13 protein-coding genes are annotated in these 18,395 nt (G+C 69.5%); 5 read left to right on the forward strand and 8 right to left on the reverse strand.

Annotation, left to right across the window (positions count from 1 at the left end; all coding sequences use genetic code 11):
- Positions 1 to 15: 15 nt before the first annotated feature.
- The 5 genes from ACFYPC_RS13565 to ACFYPC_RS13585 all read right to left on the reverse strand — a co-directional run bounded on the left by ACFYPC_RS13565 (position 16) and on the right by ACFYPC_RS13585 (position 7,964).
- Positions 16 to 1,476 (reverse strand): S28 family serine protease, encoded by a 1,461-nt coding sequence (locus ACFYPC_RS13565; RefSeq protein ID WP_388674626.1) that lies wholly within the window; start codon positions 1,474 to 1,476, stop codon positions 16 to 18.
- A gap of 166 nt (positions 1,477 to 1,642) precedes the next feature.
- Entirely contained in the window at positions 1,643 to 2,032 is a 390-nt protein-coding gene (locus tag ACFYPC_RS13570; protein ID WP_388675231.1) for a hypothetical protein, read from the reverse strand.
- Between the two features lie 92 nt (positions 2,033 to 2,124).
- Positions 2,125 to 5,844 (reverse strand): ABC transporter ATP-binding protein, encoded by a 3,720-nt coding sequence (locus ACFYPC_RS13575; RefSeq protein ID WP_388674629.1) that lies wholly within the window; start codon positions 5,842 to 5,844, stop codon positions 2,125 to 2,127.
- A gap of 142 nt (positions 5,845 to 5,986) precedes the next feature.
- On the reverse strand, positions 5,987 to 7,030 hold the full coding sequence (locus ACFYPC_RS13580) for an esterase-like activity of phytase family protein (protein WP_388674631.1): 1,044 nt from the start codon (positions 7,028 to 7,030) through the stop codon (positions 5,987 to 5,989).
- An 82-nt stretch (positions 7,031 to 7,112) separates the two neighbouring features.
- Positions 7,113 to 7,964: a serine hydrolase gene (locus ACFYPC_RS13585; protein WP_388674633.1), complete on the reverse strand. Its 852-nt coding sequence runs from the start codon at positions 7,962 to 7,964 to the stop codon at positions 7,113 to 7,115.
- 524 nt (positions 7,965 to 8,488) lie between these two features.
- On the opposite strand from ACFYPC_RS13585, the gene ACFYPC_RS13590 reads away from it, so the two are divergent.
- The 5 genes from ACFYPC_RS13590 to ACFYPC_RS13610 all read left to right on the forward strand — a co-directional run bounded on the left by ACFYPC_RS13590 (position 8,489) and on the right by ACFYPC_RS13610 (position 14,050).
- A complete protein-coding gene (locus ACFYPC_RS13590; RefSeq protein WP_388674635.1) occupies positions 8,489 to 8,998 on the forward strand; it encodes a lytic polysaccharide monooxygenase auxiliary activity family 9 protein in 510 nt (169 codons plus the stop codon).
- 146 nt (positions 8,999 to 9,144) lie between these two features.
- The gene (locus ACFYPC_RS13595; protein WP_388674637.1) at positions 9,145 to 9,870 is read left to right on the forward strand and encodes a chitinase; all 726 of its coding nucleotides are present in this window, start codon (positions 9,145 to 9,147) and stop codon (positions 9,868 to 9,870) included.
- 379 nt (positions 9,871 to 10,249) lie between these two features.
- Positions 10,250 to 12,499, forward strand: a complete 2,250-nt coding sequence (locus ACFYPC_RS13600) for an ArnT family glycosyltransferase (RefSeq protein WP_388674639.1) — start codon at positions 10,250 to 10,252, stop codon at positions 12,497 to 12,499.
- 239 nt (positions 12,500 to 12,738) lie between these two features.
- Complete coding sequence (locus ACFYPC_RS13605) at positions 12,739 to 13,542, forward strand: endonuclease I family protein (RefSeq protein ID WP_388674641.1); 804 nt, start codon at positions 12,739 to 12,741, stop codon at positions 13,540 to 13,542.
- Positions 13,543 to 13,627: 85 nt separating this feature from the next.
- Positions 13,628 to 14,050 (forward strand): ATP-binding protein, encoded by a 423-nt coding sequence (locus ACFYPC_RS13610; protein ID WP_388674643.1) that lies wholly within the window; start codon positions 13,628 to 13,630, stop codon positions 14,048 to 14,050.
- A gap of 75 nt (positions 14,051 to 14,125) precedes the next feature.
- Here ACFYPC_RS13610 and ACFYPC_RS13615 read toward each other — a convergent pair whose 3' ends face one another.
- From ACFYPC_RS13615 to ACFYPC_RS13625, 3 genes are all read right to left on the reverse strand, one after another.
- Positions 14,126 to 15,811 carry a thiamine pyrophosphate-binding protein gene (locus tag ACFYPC_RS13615; RefSeq protein WP_388674645.1) on the reverse strand — a complete coding sequence of 562 codons (1,686 nt, stop codon included), beginning with the start codon at positions 15,809 to 15,811 and terminating at the stop codon, positions 14,126 to 14,128.
- A 5-nt stretch (positions 15,812 to 15,816) separates the two neighbouring features.
- Positions 15,817 to 16,788, reverse strand: a complete 972-nt coding sequence (gene speB, locus ACFYPC_RS13620) for an agmatinase (protein WP_388674647.1) — start codon at positions 16,786 to 16,788, stop codon at positions 15,817 to 15,819.
- A 63-nt stretch (positions 16,789 to 16,851) separates the two neighbouring features.
- Complete coding sequence (locus tag ACFYPC_RS13625) at positions 16,852 to 18,315, reverse strand: sodium:solute symporter (protein WP_388674649.1); 1,464 nt, start codon at positions 18,313 to 18,315, stop codon at positions 16,852 to 16,854.
- Between the last annotated feature and the right edge of the window lie 80 nt (positions 18,316 to 18,395).

Below are 18,395 nucleotides of genomic sequence, written 5' to 3' on the forward strand. Positions count from 1 at the left end.
GGCGCGGTCCGGGAGTTACGGGCGCAACGCGGGCTCGCGCTCCACGTCACGCTGATCCAGCTTCGCGTCGAACTTCGCGAGCGGCTTGGCCGCCGACGGGTCCGCCTGGACCGTGGCCGAGGCGACGCCCGCCCACTTCAGGATGCTGGCCGTGGCGAGGGCCTTCTCGTCGGCGACGAGGCCCGCGACGTTGGCGCCGTGGTTCAGGCCGGGTGCCGTGAAGACGTAACTGTCACGCGCGCCCTTGCCGAGGCGGAAGCGCTCGGCGCCCCACGGGTCGTTCTCGCCGTAGACGTACAGCATGTGGTTGGCGTTGTTCTTGACCCAGGTGTCCACGTCACGCATGGCGGACGGCTGGAACTTCATGGAGATGTCCCGCGGCACGAAGTTCCGCGGCGGCTGGTAGCCGTAGCGGATCAGGCTCGACTCGATGTGCGGGAAGTCGATGGTGGGCGCGCCGAGCTGGGTGCCCGCCTGGTAGTAGTACGGCGTGTACGGCTCCAGGCCCTGGTCCGTGTAGAAGGAGAAGCCGGAGATCGTGTCGATGGAGGTCCAGATCTCCTCGTCCGTGGCGTTGGCCGCGTCCGCCGGGATCGTGTCGCAGTCAGCGAGCAGGCTGTACTGCCAGAAGCCCCAGACGTAGTCGAGGACGACCGCCTCGTACGCCCTGTCGAGGCTGCCGATCGTGGTGAAGGTGTACCCGTTCTCGGCGGCGTAGGCCGCGTACGTCTTCTCCAGCGGCTCCCGGCGTACGAGCGCCTCGCGCTGCACGGCGTTCAGCCTGTCGCGGCACTCCTCGGTGCCGACGTTCGCGAAGAAGGTGTCGTACGCCGAGTCCTCGTTGTTCACCACGTCGTTGGGCGCGACGTACGCGACGACGCCGTCCATGTCACGCGGGTAGAAGCGCTCGTAGTACGTGGCGGTCATGCCGCCCTTCGAGCCGCCCGTGGAGATCCACTTCTTGTCGTAGATCGGCTTGAGGGCCTGGAAGATACGGTGCTGGTCGCTGGCCGCCTGCCAGATGTCGAGCTTGGACCAGTCGGCCGGGTCGGGCCGGGACGGGGTGAAGAAGCGGTACTCCATCGAGACCTGGTTGCCGTCCACGATCTGGGTGGGCTCGCGGCGGCTCGGGGTCGTGGAGACGAAGTAGCCGCCGGTGTAGAAGACCGTCGGGCGCGCGGTGTCCTTGTGCAGCACGGTGATGCGCTGCTGGAACGTGCCCTTGGACGGGTTCCGGTGGTCGATCGGCTGGGTGTAGTTGAGGACGAAGAAGCGGTAGCCGGTGTACGGCTTCTCCTGGACGAGGCTCATCCCGGGTATCGCGAGAAGCCGGTCCAGTATGTCTGTGCTTGTCGTACTCGCCGTACCTGTGGTGCCGGTGGTGGCCTCCGGCTGAGCGGCGGTGGCCGCTCCGGCCGTGCTCAACGTGCCTATGAGCACCGTGAGCGCCAGCAGCCATCTGAGCGCCTTGCGCATGCACCCTCCCCTGGAGTAACGCAGATGTCCGCCGGAACCTAGCGGAGCAACTCGCGTGACACCAGGGGCAATTGCGCAAACCCTGTGGGTATGCGGTGAATCGGCCGAGAATCCAGATCATTCAGCGGAGGATCTGGGTCATACATCTCCGGAGAACTCGGGTCATTCAGCAGAGGATCCAGCCCGAGCTCACCGAGCCCCTGCCGACGGAGCCCTTGATCCACACGCAGCGCCGCCCCGCGTGGACGGTCACCGGACCCGCGTGGTGCGAGAAGAGCCCGTCGTCGACCACCGGCCGGCTGCCGCGTGCCTGCACGCTGACGGACATCTTCTTGCGGGGCCCCGGCGTCTTGGGGAGGGTCATGGCGCAGATGTAGCCGCCGCGCTTGTAGACCTGCACGGACCCGGTCGAGAAGGGCAGCGTGCGGACCTTGCGCCCCGCGCAGGACGAGGCCGTGGCCTGCGCGCTGCCGGGGCTCACCAGCGCGAGCAGCCCGGCCGCGGTCAGCACGGCCACGCCGAGCGCCGTCCGTCGGCGTACCGCAGCACTGTCCACCACTGTCGTCCCTCCCCCGTACCGCAGGCCCATGTGCGTACTGGAGTACGGACGCACGGCGCATGTCGATTGGTTGCGCGAGTGCGTCAGGGTCAGGCCGGGTGGCCGACGGGCTCTCCCGGCTCGGGCGCCCCGACGAAGGTCCGCCACAGCTCGGCGTACTGGCCGCCCAGCGCGAGCAGCTCCTCGTGGGTGCCGTCCTCGGCGACCCGGCCGTGGTCCATGAGCACGACCCGGTCCGCACGTGCGGCCGTGGTCAGGCGGTGGGCGACGACGAGGGTCGTACGGCGGCCGGCGATCCGGTCGGTGGCCTGGTTGACCAGTGCCTCCGACGCCAGGTCCAGGGCGGCGGTGGCCTCGTCGAGGAGCAGGATGTCGGGGTCGACGAGTTCGGCGCGGGCCAGTGCGATCAGCTGACGCTGGCCGGCGGACAGGTTGCGCCCGCGCTCGGCGACTTCGTGGAGGTAGCCGCCGTCGAGGGTGGCGATCATGTCGTGCGCGCCGACCGCGCGGGCGGCGGCCTCCACCTGGGCGTCGGTCGCGTCGGGACGCCCGTACGCGATGGCGTCCCGGACCGTCCCCTGGAAGAGGTAGGCCTCCTGGGGGACGACGCCCAGCCGGTGCCGGTAGGCGGTCAGGTCCAGTGACCTCAGATCCGTGCCGTCGACGGTCACCCGCCCGCCGGTCGGGTCGTAGAAGCGCGCGACCAGCTTGACGAGCGTCGACTTGCCCGCGCCGGTCTCCCCGACGAAGGCGACGGTCTGCCCGGCGGCAATGGTCAACGACACCTCGCTGAGGGCCTCTTCGTCGTCCCCGTACGCGAAGTCGACGTCCTCGAAGGCGATTTCGCCCCGCAGGGAGGGCACCTTGAGCGGCTTGTCCGCGGCCTTCGTCGAGGTCGGCTCCTGGAGCAGCTCCTGGATCCTGCCCAGCGACACGGTCGCCTGCTGGTAGCCGTCGAAGACCTGCGAGAGCTGCTGCACGGGCGCGAAGAACAGGTCGATGTAGAGGAGGTACGCCACCAGCGCGCCGGTCGTGAGCGTCCCGGCCCCGACGCGCTGAGCGCCCACCACGAGCACCGCCGCCCCGGCGACCGACGACAGCAGCTGTACGAAGGGGAAGTACACGGAGATGAGCCACTGCCCGCGCCTGCGCGCCCGGCGGTAGTTGTCACTGCCCTCCGTGAACCGCCGCACGCCCGAGTCCTCGCGCCGGAACGCCTGCAGGATCCGCAGCCCGGAGACCGACTCCTGAAGTTCGGCGTTGACCAACGACACGCGCTCGCGGGCGAGTTCGTACGCCTTCACACTCGCCCGGCGGAAGAAGAAGGTGCCGACGATCAGCGGCGGCAGCGTCACGAAGACGACCAGCGCCAGCTGTACGTCGATCACCAGGAGTGCGGCCAGGATGCCGAAGAAGGTGACGACGGAGACGAAGGCGGTGACGAGACCCGTCTGCAAAAACGTGGACAGCGCGTCCACGTCCGTCGTCATCCGGGTCATGATCCGCCCGGTCAACTCCCGCTCGTAGTAGTCGAGTCCGAGGCGTTGCAGCTGCGCGAAGATCTTCAGACGGAGTGAGTAGAGAACCCGCTCCCCCGTCCGGCCGGTCATCCGCGTCTCGCCGATCTGCGCCGCCCACTGGACGAGCACCGTGACCAGCGCAAGACCGGACGCCGCCCACACCGCGCCGAGCGCGACCTCGGAGACGCCCTGGTCGATGCCGTGCCGGATCAGCACTGGCAGCAGCAGACTCATGCCGGCGTCGACGGCGACAAGCCCGAGGCTGATCAGCAGCGGCGCCCCGAAGCCGCGCAGCAACCGCCGCAGTCCGTACGAGTCCTCGGGCGTGACTGCCCGTGCCTCGTCGATGCCGGGAGTGTCGGTGGCCGGGGGCAACGCCTCGACCTGGGTGAGGAGTTCGGGGGTGACCGGCATCCCGGCGAGCGCGTTGTCCTTGGGCTCGCGGTCGCCGGTCCAGAGCCGGGGAGTGACCCCGCGCTCGGCGTCGAACTCGGCGTCCAGTTCGTCGCGTACGGAGGTGTCCTCCGGCGGCGCGGCGGGCAGGGCGTGTCCCGGGGAGACACCGCCCAGCTCGTCCGGGTCCGTCAGCAGCCGCCGGTACAGCGGGGAGCGCCGCTGAAGTTCGTCGTGCGTGCCGATGTCGGACAGCCGCCCGTCTTCGAGTACGGCGATGCGGTCGGCGAGGTTGAGCGTGGAGCGGCGGTGCGCGATGAGGAGGGTCGTGCGGCCCTGCATCACCTGGCTGAGCGCCTCATGGATCTCGTGCTCCACCCGGGCGTCCACGGCGGAGGTGGCGTCGTCCAGGACGAGCAGGCGCGGGTCGGTGAGGATGGCGCGGGCGAGTGCGACGCGCTGACGCTGGCCGCCGGAGAGGGTGAGGCCGTGCTCGCCGACCGTGGTGTCGTAGCCGTTCGGCAGTTCGACGATGAAGCGGTCGGCCTGGGCGGCGCGGGCGGCGCTCTCGATCTCCTCGTCACTCGCATCCGGGCGGCCGTACGCGATGTTGGCGCGGACGGTGTCGGAGAAGAGGAAGGAGTCCTCGGGCACGAGCCCGATCGCGGCCCGCAGCGACTGGGCCGTCAGCTCGCGGACATCATGGCCGCCGACGAGAACGGCGCCGTGCGTCACGTCGTAGAAGCGCGGCAGCAGCAGCGAGACGGTCGACTTGCCGGAGCCGGAGGAGCCGACGACGGCGAGGGTCTCGCCGGGCCGGATCTCGAAGCTCAGCCCGTTAAGGACCGGCCGCCCCTCCTCGTATCCGAACGACACGTCGTCGAACTCGACGGTCGCGGGCGCGTCGGCCGGCAGCGTCTTCGTCCCGTCCTTGATCGACGGCTCGGTGTCGATGAGTTCGAGCACGCGCTCGGCGCCGGCCCGGGCCTGCTGTCCCACGGTCAGTACCACGGCGAGCATGCGCACGGGCCCGACGAGCTGCGAGAGGTACGAGGAGAACGCGACGAACGTACCCAGCGTGACCTGCCCGCGCACCGCGAGCCAGCCGCCAAGCGCGAGCATCGCGACCTGGCCGAGGGCGGGGACGGCCTGGAGGGCGGGGGTGTACTTCGAGTTCAGCCGGATCGTCCGAAGCCGCCCCGCGAAGAGCCTGCGCCCGACCTCCCGGAGCTTGCCGGTCTCCTGCTCCTCCTGCCCGAAGCCCTTCACCACCCGTACGCCGCTCACCGCGCCGTCGACCACACCCGCGACGGCGGCCGCCTGGGCCTGCGCGTACCAGGTGGCCGGGTGCAGCCGGGAGCGGCTCCGCTTGGCGACGACCCACAGGGCGGGCGCGACGGCGAGCGCGACGAGGGTGAGGGGGAGGGAGAGCCAGGCCATGATCGCGAGCGAGATCAGGAAGAGGAGCACGTTGCCGATGGTCATCGGCAGCATGAAAAGAAGACCCTGGATCAGCTGGAGGTCGCTGGTGGCGCGCCCGACGACCTGTCCGGTGGACAGTTCGTCCTGGCGGCGCCCGTCGAGCCGGGTGATCGTCGCGTACATCTCGGTGCGGAGGTCGTGCTGGACGTCGAGGGCGAGGCGGCCGCCGTAGTAGCGGCGGATGTAGGTGAGGACGTACACGAGGGAGGCGGCGCCGATGAGCGCACCCGCCCAGGGGGCCATGTCTCTGGTGTGGTTCCCGACCACGTCGTCGATGATCACCTTGGTGATCAGCGGGACGAGCGCCATGACAGCCATACCTGCCAGCGAGGAACCGAGCGCCAGTACGACTTCCCTCGGGTGCCGCCACGCGTACCCGGCGAGTCGCCGTGCCCATCCCCCTTGCGCTGCCACGCGAGTGCCTTCCGTAGATCCGAGTCCGCCGGAAGGCACCAACGCTCAGAGAAGCGGATTTCATCCCTCCGCAACAATTGGAGCCCTGAGACAGCCACTACCCAAGCCTTGTGGCAGCCGCTACGGAAGCCCTGCGGGGCCTCTACAGCAGGCGGACCCGGAGGGAGTAGAAGCGGGTGATCTGGGCCGCGTTCTGGTTGTCGTCGCTGACCAGGAGGAGGTTCAGGCGGCCCTGGGCGGAGCCGGTGATCGTCAGCCCCTCGATGTTGTCGAGGAGCGGGTTGGGCTGCGGCTGCCTGGCCGTGGCGCCCAGTGAAGGACAGTTCACCAGGTCGGCGAGGAGGGTCTTCCTGACCAGCCGTACGCCGTCCTGCCCGGTGAGCGTCGCCTCGCCGCTCGTGTCCGTGGCGTGCCGCGGGTCCGCCAGGTACAGGCGGACGGTGTTGCCGACGCCGGCGGTGAAACCACGCTCCAGGACGAGGAGGCGGCCGTCGGGGGTGGCGGTGGTCTCGGAGACGCCGAGACCGGTGTCGGTGCGGTAGCCGTACTGGTCGGCGAGCCGGAAGGCCTTGCCGGGGGCCTTCCGGTCCCAGGTCTGGAAGCGGACGATGCCGGTGGTGTCGCCGGACAGCGAGCCCTCCATCGCGGCGAGCAGAGTGCGCCCGCCGGGCAGCAGGGTCAGCCCCTCGAAGGTCTGGTTCGTGGTGGCGCGGCCCGCGGGGGCGACCTTGAGGGCGTCCGGGACGGGGAGGCGGTCGAGGATCTCGCCGTCGCGGGAGTAGCGGCGTACGGAGGGCTCGGTCTCGGAGGAGATGAGCCGCGTGCCGTCGCGGTCGACGACCAGGCCCTCGGAGTCGAGCGCGGCGCCGTTCTCGTCTGCGAGCGCCACAACACCTGTCGGCTGCAGGGTCTTCAGGGTCTTCGCGTCGAGGGTGAAGAGCGAGGACCGGTCGGAGAGGGCGACGATCCGGCCGTTCCGGTCCGTGGCGAGCGCGGAGAAGTTGCCGACGAAGGTGCCTTCGTATGTCGTCTTGTCGAGCGCGTCGGAGAAGCCGGCGATGGAGACGGAGGGCGAGCAGGCGTGGGCGCCGGTGCTCGCAGCGGCGGTTGCGGACCCGGCGGCGGCTAGGGGGGTGACCGCCGCCAGGCCGGCGGTGACGGTGGCGAGTACGGTTCGCAGGCGCATGACGCCACGGTAGGCGGCGGCTGGTTCAGCGCAGGCGTACTGGCCGTGAATTCCGGGGAACCGAGAGCCTGTTGCCCGAGGGTCAGCTCGCCGCCAGATCCCTGTGGATGACCTTGGCCACCGCCTGGATGGTGTTGATGCCGTACTGCATGGTGCTGTTGCCGTGCGTCAGGACCGTGATCGTGTAGTCGTGGCCGCCGCCCTTGAAGGTGCCGACACTGTGCACCCGCCAGCCGTGCGTGGCCCGCGACAGCCAGCCGTTCTTGACGTGCACGGCGACACCGGAGGGCGCACCCGCCGGCGTACCCCAGCGCTGGGAGGAGATGACCTGGCCCATCAGCTTGAGGATGTACGCGCGGGCGTTGTCGCTCAGCACCGAGTTCTTCGCCGTGGTGAGCGCGAGGAGCTTCTGCTCGTCGCGCACGGTGATCTGGGTCAGGCCCCAGTAGCCGTCCGCGCCCGGCTTGGTCTGGGTCATTCCGGCGGCGGCGAGGAAGCCCTTGATCTTCGTCAGACCGAGCTGCCTCCACAGGGTGCTGGTCGCCGTGTTGTCCGACTTGGTGATCATCGCCTTGGCGAGGTCGGCCTCACGCTGTGTGAGATAGCGGTTGTGCTTCTTGGCGTCCCAGAGGAGCGTGGCGAGGACGGTGACCTTGACGACGCTGGCCGAGTCGTAGGCGGTGCTGTTCCGCAGGGTGCAGGTCGTCTTCGTCGTACGGTCGTACAGCCCGACCGCGATGGTCCCCGAACGGTTCGCGAGCGCGGCGGTGATGTCCCTCTGCAGCTTCGTGGCCAGACCCGCTTTCGCCGAGCTACAGGCGACCGTAGGTGCCGCAGCGGCGGCGGGCGTGGCCGCGGCCACGAGCGGCATGAGCATCCCGGCGCCGATCCCCGCGCCGAGCACACGGGTACGCCGCGATATTCGGTGAGTCATTGAGGCTTCCCATCCCCTAGAAGCGATACGAGCGCGCCCCCGGCACGCTCGCATCTCTTGACGCACAGGATGGGGGGAATGGTTGTACGAAGGTACCCTCGAAGGCTGTGAGTTCGCCAACATCGCGCCGACTCTTGCCGGGTTGAACCCGAGCGCCTACCCACTACAGCGCGGTCCAAGCCGGCCTTCAAAAAGACTTCGCGATCGCCATGCCGATCTCCACAGTTCACCACTGCGTACGGCGATGTACGGCGATTCGATGAAGCCCGCCAACCACTGATGAGCCGCTGCCCCCTGCTGCGACATCGCACTACACCCTTGACGTGAACACCTTCACAGGTATGGTCTAGTCCACGTAGCAAATCCCGCCTGGCGGGCGCACACCATTGCGTCTGCACAGTCGACATGTGCTGCCGGCCTTCGCACTCCTGGCCCCCCACCCACGAGAAGCCGACCCGCGTACCGGGTTCCCCACAACCCGGTACATCCGCGGGAAGACACGCAGTGAAGGAGAGAACCCAACCATGAGGAAGACAGCCGTACTCATCGGCGCAGCCCTTGCCCCGGTGATCGCCGTGAGCCTGCCCGCAGCCTCCGCGAGCGCACACGGATACATCTCCAACCCGCCCAGCAGGCAGGCGCAGTGCGCCGCCGGGACGGTCGCCTGCGGCGCCATCACGTACGAGCCGCAGAGCGTCGAGGGCCCGAAGGGGCTGACGAGCTGCAGCGGTGGCAACTCCGCCTTCGCCGAGCTCGACGACGACAGCAAGGGCTGGCAGGTCACTCCGGTGAGCAGCAGCACTCAGTTCCAGTGGAACCTGACGGCCAGTCACGCCACCAGCACCTGGCAGTACTTCGCGGGCGGGCAGAAGATCGCCGAGTTCGACGACAAGGGCGCGCAGCCCGGCTCGACCGTCACCCACCAGGTGAGCTTCGGCGGCCTCACAGGCCCGCAGAAGGTGCTCGCCGTGTGGAACATCGCCGACACCACCAATGCCTTCTACGCCTGCATCGACGTCAACGTCGGCGGCTGAAGCGGCAGTTGACTGACCCGGAGGGCGCCGCTGCCGGTTAGCCCGCCCGGACGGCCACGCCTCCCATGTGGCCGGCCTTACCCCCCACCGCTCCCCTTCGAGGGGAAGCGCGCGCTCTTTTCGCGCCTGATCCATGGAGTGATCCCATGCGTCGACGTACGCTCGGACTGCTGACCGCGACCTGTTCGGCGGCCCTGCTGTCCTTCATGACCCTTGCCGTGCCGGCGGAGGCAAAACCGACGACGGCCGCGGCCAATTTCCTCGTCAGTGAAAGCCAGTTCAACCAGATGTTCCCGAGCAGGAACTCGTTCTACACGTACAGCGGTCTCACGGCCGCGCTGAGCGCCTACCCCGGCTTCACGACCACCGGCAGCGAAACGGTCCAGAAGCAGGAGGCCGCAGCCTTCCTGGCCAATGTCGGCCATGAGACCGGCGGCCTCGTCTACGTGGTCGAGCAGAACACGGCCAACTACCCGCACTACTGCGACGCGGCACAGTCGTACGGCTGTCCCGCGGGCAACGACAAGTACTACGGCCGTGGCCCGATCCAGTTGAGCTGGAACTTCAACTACAAGGCGGCGGGCGACGCCCTGGGCATCGATCTGCTCAACAACCCCGACCTGGTGCAGAACGACTCCGCGGTGTCCTGGAAGACCGGACTCTGGTACTGGAACACGCAGACCGGCCCGGGGACCATGACTCCGCACAACGCCATGGTCAACAGCGCCGGATTCGGCGAGACCATCCGCAGCATCAACGGCAGCATCGAGTGCAACGGCGGCAACCCGTCGCAGGTACAGAGCCGCATAGACAAATACCAGCAGTTCGCGCAGATCCTGGGCGTGGACCCGGGCGCCAACCTGAGCTGCTGACTCGACACCCACACCACTGCGCCGGAATTCGTCGCGGCGTGGAAGCCGGCTGCTGTCGGTGAAGGAGCGGTCGACGCCCCTTCACCGACAGCAGCCGGTTCGGGTAACCGGGTGTCGCCGGATGGCAGGCCCCCGCCCGCGTGGCTTCACAGCTCTGGCTGGTGTTCCAGCGCCTTGCGAGTAGCGCCTGGTGAGTAGCGCCTGGTGAGTTCGGACGGGTACGCCGGACGAGTTGCGCACGGCCCTGACCCCCCGCCCCCGGCCACTCGTACACCTCCGCCGGGGAGGCGTTTGTTCTCTTACCTGTATCTCATTCATCCATAGCCTGCCCCCAGGCAAAGCACAGCTCGTGCCCATCGCACGTATGCAAGGTGCACTGGTGACATCTGCCACCGATCCACTCCCCCACGCCCCCGTGACCTCCCCCGACTCGCCCACCCCCACTCCGCCCGGCCCACCCGGGCCACCGGAGAAGGCGCCTCGCTGGTCGCTCCCCGCACTGATCGCGATCATGCTGGTCGCCGCGATCCTGTACTCCTGGAATCTCTCCTCGTCCAACCTCAACGGCTTCTACAGCGCGGCCGTGCTGAGCGGTACGCAGAGCTGGAAGGCCTGGTTCTTCGGCTCGCTGGACGCGGGCAACTTCATGACCGTCGACAAGCCGCCGTTCGTCCTGATGGTGATGGGCCTGTCCTGCCGCGTCTTCGGATACGGCACCTGGCAGATGATGGCGCCGCTGATCGCGTCCGCCGTCGGCACCATCTGGGTCCTGCACTCCTCCGTGAAGCGGGTCTTCGGACACGCGGCGGCGACCGTGGCCGCGCTGGTCCTGGCGCTGACCCCCATCACGGTGGCCATCAACCGGGACAACAACCCCGACTCACTCCTCGTCTTCCTGATGGTGGCGGGCGCGGCACTTGCCCTGCGCGCCACACGGGACGACAGGTTGCTGCCGCTCATCGGCTCGGCGGTGTGCTTCGGGCTCGCGTTCAACACGAAGATGCTGCAGGGCTACATCGCGCTGCCCGCCGTGTTCGCCGTGTACCTGTACGCGTCCCGGCTCGGCCTCGTGAAGCGGATCGTGAACCTGCTGATCGCGGGCGTGGCCCTGGCGGCCGCCAGCCTCTGGTGGGCGATCGCCGTGTCGCTGGTGCCCGCCGCCGACCGGCCGTACATCGGCGGCTCGACGGACGGCACCGCCTGGAACCTGATCATGGGCTACAACGGCTTCGGCCGCGTCTTCGGCGGCGACGACAACATGGGCGGCGGAGCGGGCGGCGGCTTCTCCGGGACCGCCGGCATCGGCCGGATGTTCAACGACATCCTGGGCGGCCAGATCTCATGGCTGCTGCCCTTCGCGGGCATCGCGCTGGTCGGCGGCCTGGTGCTGTGCGGGCGCGCGCCGCGCACGGACCTGACGCGCGCCGCGCTGGTGCTGTGGGGCGGCTGGACCGCGCTCCACTTCCTCACCTTCAGCATGGCCGAGGGCACGATGCACCCGTACTACACGACCGCACTCGCGCCGGGCATCGCGGCACTGTGCGGGGGCGGCGGCGTCATGCTGCTGCGCGCTTTCCGCGCCGACAAGCGGTGGGCATGGGTGCTGCCGGCAGCCCTGGCGGTCACCGGCATCTGGGCCGTCGTGCTGCTGCGCCGGGCCTCCGACTGGAACACCTGGCTGTGGCCGGCGATCGCGCTGGTCATGGCGCTGGCGATCGCGGGTCTGCTCGTCTTCCGCTCCGGTCACCGGGCACGGTTCCTCGCGGCGTCCCTGGCCGCGGCGGTCGTCGCGTCGCTCGCGGGTCCGGCCGCGTACGCGGCCGCGGTGCCCACTGCCGCGCAGGCCATGGGTGGCACCAACCCGACGGCCGGGCCCTCGACGGGCGGTCGCGGCTTCGGCGGAGGCGGCGGAGGCGGCGGCCAGGCGGGCGGCGGTGCGGCCGCGGCCGGTGGCCAGCGTCCCGGTGGGGCACAAGGCGGCCAGGGCGGCCAGGCAGGCCAGACCGGTCGCACGGGTACGCCGCCGAGTGGCATGCCCAGCGGGGCGGCGGGCGGCGGCTTCGCCGGAGGCCGACAGGGTGGTGCCCAGCAGCAGGACGGTACGGGCACGCCTCCCGGCGGCGCGGGCGGCACCGGCGCGGCAGGGGCCGGCGGCGCAGCAGCCGGCGGCATGGGCGGTGGCATGGGCGGTGGCATGGGCGGTGGCGGTATGCGTGGTGGCACCGACACCGCGCTGATCACCTACCTGGAGAAGAACCGTGACGGCGCCGAGTGGCTGATCGCCGTGTCCGGTTCGCAGGCCGCCTCGCAGCTGATCGTGACCACCGGGCAGCCCGTCATCTCCATGTGGGGCTGGACCGGCACCGACAAGGCGATGACGGTCGACAAGCTCAAGGAACTGGTGGAGAAGGGCGAGTTGCACTACATCCAGCTCGGCGGCGGCATGGGCGGCGGCCAGGGCGGAACCGACAGCGTCAGCGCTGAGGTGACGGCCTGGGTGGAGAAGAACGGTACGGCGGTCAAGGCGAGCGAGTACAGCGGCACCACCGCGTCCTCCGATGCCGGGACCGAGACCGGTACTCAGGAAACCGCGTCGCTCTACCGGCTCGACCCGTCGGACGTCAACTAGGGGAAACCCTCGGCCAGTTGGGGTAAACCCTCGACGAAAGCAACCCCTGACCCTTTCTACGGTCAGGGGTTGCTCTCTATTCCGGAACGTCACACAAACGCCTCCCACTGGTTACACGACCGACCCCCAGGACATGCCACGCTCCCGATTACCGAAAAAGTCAACACGCGTAGATCGCAGCCTCGTTCAGCCGGGCGCCGCGATCGCGAGCGTGCCGATTACGGGAAAGGGCACCCCCCATGTCCGTTGCGCAGATAGGCAGATGGAAGGCGCTTGCGGTGGCCACGTCCGCCGTGCTCGTCGGCCTCACCCTCCCCACCGTGGCCGCGACCCCCGCCGCCGCCACAACCACCGCGTACGACACCACGTACTACAAGAACGCGATCGGCAAGACCGGCACGAGCCTGAAGTCCTCGCTGCACACGATCATCGCCCCCCAGACCAAGATCTCGTACGACGCGGTCTGGAACGCGCTCATGGTCACCGACCAGGACCCGAACAACAGCAACAACGTGATCCTGCTGTACAGCGGCACCTCGCGCGCCAAGTCCCTCAACGGCGGCGACGTGGGCGACTGGAACCGCGAACACGTGTGGGCCAAGTCCCACGGCAACTTCGGCGAGGCGACCGGTCCCGGCACCGACCTGCACCACCTGCGTCCCGCCGACGTCCAGGTCAACAGCATCCGCGGCAACAAGGACTTCGACAACGGCGGCAGCGCCGTCAGCGGCGCGACGGGCAGTTACACGGACACCGACTCGTTCGAGCCCCGCGCCGCCGACAAGGGCGATGTCGCCCGCATGATCCTCTACATGGCCGTCCGCTACGAAGGCGACGACGGCTGGGCCAACCTCGAGCCCAACCAGCTGGTGAACAACGGCAGCAACCCCTACATGGGCAAGCTCTCCGTCCTCAAGGCGTGGAACGAGGCGGACCCGCCCAGCGCCTTCGAGGAGAAGCGCAACCAGGTCATCTACGACACCTACCAGCACAACCGCAACCCGTTCATCGACCACCCCGAATGGGTCGAGGCGATCTGGTAGCCACGGACTGAGCTGACTGGTTGAACTCCCCGTACCCAACGGGGAGTTCAACTTCCACTACCTGCTCGGCCAGGAGGGGATCTCCATGCCCGAAGCCGCCGCGAACTCCGATGTCAACGACGCCACCTGGCAGCTCCCCCGCACCCCGCGCAGCGCTCCGCACGCCCGGCGACTGCTCCGCACCCAGCTCACCGACTGGCAGATCGACGGCGAAGTGGCCGAAACCGCCGAGCTGTTGCTCTCGGAGCTGATCAGCAACTCCCTCAAGCACGCGTGCACCCCGCCCGGTCACGAACTCGGCCTGCGCCTGGCGACGTACGACGGACTGCTGCGCGTGGAGGTCGCCGACGCGGACGACCGCCGACCGGTTCCCCGTCAGGCGGCTCCCGGAGAGGAGGGTGGCCGAGGGCTCACCCTCATCCAGGCGCTGGCCGAACGCTGGGGCTTCTGCCCCCGGCAGCACGGCACCGGAAAGGCGACCTGGGCGGAGCTGGCGCTGCCCGGGTGAGCCCCGGCTCCTGACGGTTAGTCAAGGCGCGTGGGCGTCCTGCCGGTTAGTCAAGGCGCGTGGGCATCCTGCCGGTCAGTCAAGATGCGTGGGCGCGAACATCCGCAGTACCGCAGGGAGCAGCACCACCGAAGGGCCGGGCGCCGCCAGGGCCTTCGCCAGGTCCGTCTCCAGGGTCTCGGGCGTCGTGCGGACGCCCGGCACCCCGAAGGACTCGGCGAGGGCCACGTAGTCCGGGCGCGTCAGCTCGGTCGCCGTGGACCGGCCGAAGGCGTCCGTCATGTACTCGCGGAGGATGCCGTAGCCGCCGTCGTCGACGATCAGCCAGGTGACGTTCAGGTCGTACTGCCTGGCCGTGGCCAGTTCGGCGATCGAATACAACGCGCCGCCGTCGCCCGAGACCGCGAGGACCGGGCGGGTCGGGTCGGCGGTCGCCGCGCCCAGTGCGGCGGGGAAGCCGTAGCCGAGGCCGCCCGCGCCCTGGGCGGAGTGCATGGCGTTCGCGCCGCGCGGGTCGAAGGCGGACCAGGCCCAGTAGGCGAGGATCGTCATGTCCCAGAAGGACGGGGAGCCGGCCGGGAGTGCCCGGCGGACGGCCGCCAACACGTCCTGTTCCAGGGTGAGTTCCTGGGCGGCGATGCGCTCCCCGACACGGGCGAGCACCGTACGCACCCGCTCCGCCGCCGTGTCGTCCGCGCGGTCGGACACCGTCTCCAGAAGCGCCGACAGTGCCAGGCGCGCGTCCGCGTGGATGCCCAGCGCCGGGTGGTTGGACTCCAGTTTGCCGAGGTCCGCCTCGATCTGGATGACCCGGCCCCGGGGCTTGAACGTGTGGTAGTTGGAGGACAGTTCACCCAGACCCGAGCCCACCACCAGCAGGACGTCCGCGTCTTCGAGGAAGTCGGTCGTGTGGCGGTCCTCCAGCCAGGACTGGAGGGAGAGCGGGTGTTCCCAGGGGAAGGCGCCCTTGCCGCCGAAGGTGGTGACGACGGGGGCGTTCAGTCGCTCGGCGAGCCGCCGGAGCTTGCCGGACGCGTCGGCTCGTACGACACCGCCGCCCGCGATGATCGCCGGGCGGGCCGCATGCGACAGCAAGTGGGCCGCCACCGCGGTGAGTTCGGGGCGTGGGACGACGTCCTCGGGGGTCGCGTCCATCGCCGTCACCACCGGCAGGGCCGTCTCGGCGAGCAGGACGTCCTGCGGGATCTCCACCCACACCGGGCCGTGCGGAACCGTCAGGGCCGACTCCCACGCCGCGGCGATCGCCGACGGGATCTGGGACTGGCTGCGGACCGTGTGGACGGACTTCACCACTCCCCTGAACGACGCCTGCTGGTCCGGGAGTTCGTGCAGATAGCCGTGGCGTCCGCCGCCGAGCCCCGCGGTGGGGACCTGGCTGCTGATGGCGAGGACCGGGGAGGAAGCCGCGGCCGCCTCCTGGAGCGCGGCCAGCGAGGTCAGCGCGCCCGGGCCGGTCGACAGCAGCAGGGGGGCCGCCTCGCCGGTGATACGGCCGTACGCGTCCGCCGCGAACCCCGCGTTGTTCTCGACGCGCAGGCCCACGTACTGGAGGGACGAGCGGCGCAGCGCGTCGAACATGCCAAGGGCGTGCTGCCCGGGCAGGCCGAAGACGGTCGTCGCGCCGAGGCCGGTGAGAGTCTCCACGACCAGGTCCCCGCCGTTGCGCCCGGCGGGCGGGTTCAGAGCGGCTGAGGTCTGGGCGGCCGTGGGGCGGAGCACCAGGTCGTGGTCGTGGGTCACTTGGGTCAGGCCTCCTGACGGGCTGCGGCGATCTGGCGGGACATGATCGTGGTGAGTTCGTACGCCGTGTGGGACGCCGCCACCGCGGTGATCTCGGCGTGATCGTACGCGGGCGCGACCTCCACCACGTCCGCCGAGACCAGGTTGCAGGACGACAACCCGCGCAGGATCTCCAGGAGTTCGCGGGAGGTCATGCCGCCCGCCTCCGGCGTCCCGGTACCGGGCGCGTGCGCCGGGTCGAGGCAGTCGATGTCGATGGAGATGTAGAGGGGCCGGTCGCCGATCCGCCGGCGGAGCTGGTCGGCGACCTCGTCGGCGCCGCGACGGTAGATGTCGGCGGAGGTGACGATGCCGAAGCCCATCTTCTCGTCGTCGGTGAGGTCCTGCTTGCCGTACAGCGGGCCGCGGGTACCGACGTGCGAGAGCGCCTCGGTGTCCAGGATGCCCTCCTCCACCGCGCGGCGGAACGGGGTGCCGTGCGTGTACTCGGCGCCGAAGTACGTGTCCCAGGTGTCGAGATGCGCGTCGAAGTGGAGCAGCGCGACGGGGCCGTGCTTCTTGGCGACGGAACGCAGGAGTGGCAGCGCGATGGTGTGGTCGCCGCCCAGCGTCATCAACCGGGCGCCGGTGCCGAGCAGTTCGTCGGCCGCCGCCTCGATCGTCTCCACGGCCTCGTTGATGTTGAACGGGTTCGCCGCGATGTCACCGGCGTCCGCGACCTGCGTGAGGGCGAAGGGCGAGGCGTCCTGGGCGGGGTTGTAGGGGCGCAGCAGCCGGGACGCCTCGCGGATCGCGTTGCCGCCGAAGCGGGCGCCCGGCCGGTACGAGACGCCCGAGTCGAAGGGCACCCCGACCACGGCGACATCGGCGGTGCCGACCTCGTCGAGGCGCGGCAGCCGGGCGAAGGTCGCGGGGCCCGCGTACCGCGGGATGCGGGACGAGTCGACGGGCCCGCGGGGCGTCTCGTTGCCACTCATACTGGAATGCCTTCTTTCTTACGCAACATCGCGTATGTACAACTAAGTACTACTGTGACGACTCTACCGGTGGGCCGGGACGGGTTCGGACAAGGGTTCGGCGGCCCGGCCCGCGAGGCGCTCGCGCCAGGCGGCCAGTACGGCGGGATCGGTCGCGGGTGTGGCCAGCGAGACGATCACGTACACGGCGAGCGAGGAGAGCAGCCCGTAGTAGATGGGCTCGTTCGCGAGGATGCCGTAGGTCGCCATCAGGCCGATGACCGCGCCGCCGCCGACCACGACGGCGGCGAGCGCGCCCTGTGCGGTGCCGCGCTTCCACAGCAGTCCGCCGAGGATCGGGACGAGGAGCCCGCCGACCAGCAGGTTGTACGCGACGGTCAGCGCCTCGACGACGTTGTTGAGCGCGATCGCCGTACAGATCACCGCGATGCCCATGATCAGGATGAAGGCGCGGTTGCCCCTGACCTCGTCGTGCTCGTCGCCGTCCTTGCCGGGGGCGGCTCCCCGCAGCCGCGACCAGATGTCGTTGTTGGCGACGGTGGCGCAGGCGATGAGTGCGCCGGAGGACGTCGACATCACTGCGGCGAGGGCGGCGGCGAGCACCAACCCCCGAACCCCGACCGGGAGTTCGTCCTTCACGATGGTCGCGAAGGCGGTGTCGGCGCTGGGCAGCGTCGGGTACATGACCTTGGCCGCCGTGCCGATGACGGCGCCCGCGACGGCGTACACCAGGCAGTACGTACCGGCGACCGTGCCGCCCCACTTCGCCGTGGTGTCGCTGCGCGCGGTGAACACGCGCTGCCAGATGTCCTGCCCGATCAGCATGCCGAACGTGTAGATGAGCACGTACGTGAAGATCGTCTCGCCGCCGATGCCCAGCGGGTCGAAGTACTCGGTGGGCAGCGCGGCCTTCATCTCGCTGAACCCGCCGGCCTTCACGACGGCGATGGGCAGCAGCAGGAGCAGCACACCGATGGTCTTGACGACGAACTGCACCATGTCGGTGAGCGTGATCGACCACATGCCGCCGAGCGTCGAGTACGCGACGACGATCGAGCCGCCGAGGACGATCGCGAGCGTCCGGTTCATGTCGAAGAGGACGTCGAAGATCGTGGCGTACGCGATGGTCGAGGTGACGGCGAGCATGAGGGTGTACGCCCACATCACGACGCCGGAGATGACCCCGGCGCGGCCGCCGTAGCGGAGGTCGAGCATCTCGGAGACGGTGTAGACCTTCAGGCGGGCGATGCGGGCGGAGAAGAAGACGGACAGCGCGAGGAGTCCGAGCCCGATGGTGATCACCATCCAGGCGCCGGAGAGCCCGTACTGGTAGCCGAGGCCGACCCCGCCGATGGTGGACGCGCCGCCGAGGACGATCGCCGCCATGGTTCCCGAGTACATGGCAGGACCGAGGCGCCGCCCGGCGACGAGGAAGTCGCTCTTCGACTTGGCGCGGCGCATGCCCCACCAGCCCATCGCCAGCATGCCTGCCAGGTAGACGACGATCACTGTGTAGTCGACGGCCATGGGGGTCTCCTCCGCGCACTCGGTGGCGTGTCGTGCAGGTGATGTGGGGGGGCTGGCCGGTGGCTGTTCGCGGGGACATC

Origin of the sequence: Streptomyces sp. NPDC005808, assembly GCF_042871385.1 — a bacterium.
Classification (GTDB): Bacteria; Actinomycetota; Actinomycetes; order Streptomycetales; family Streptomycetaceae; genus Streptomyces.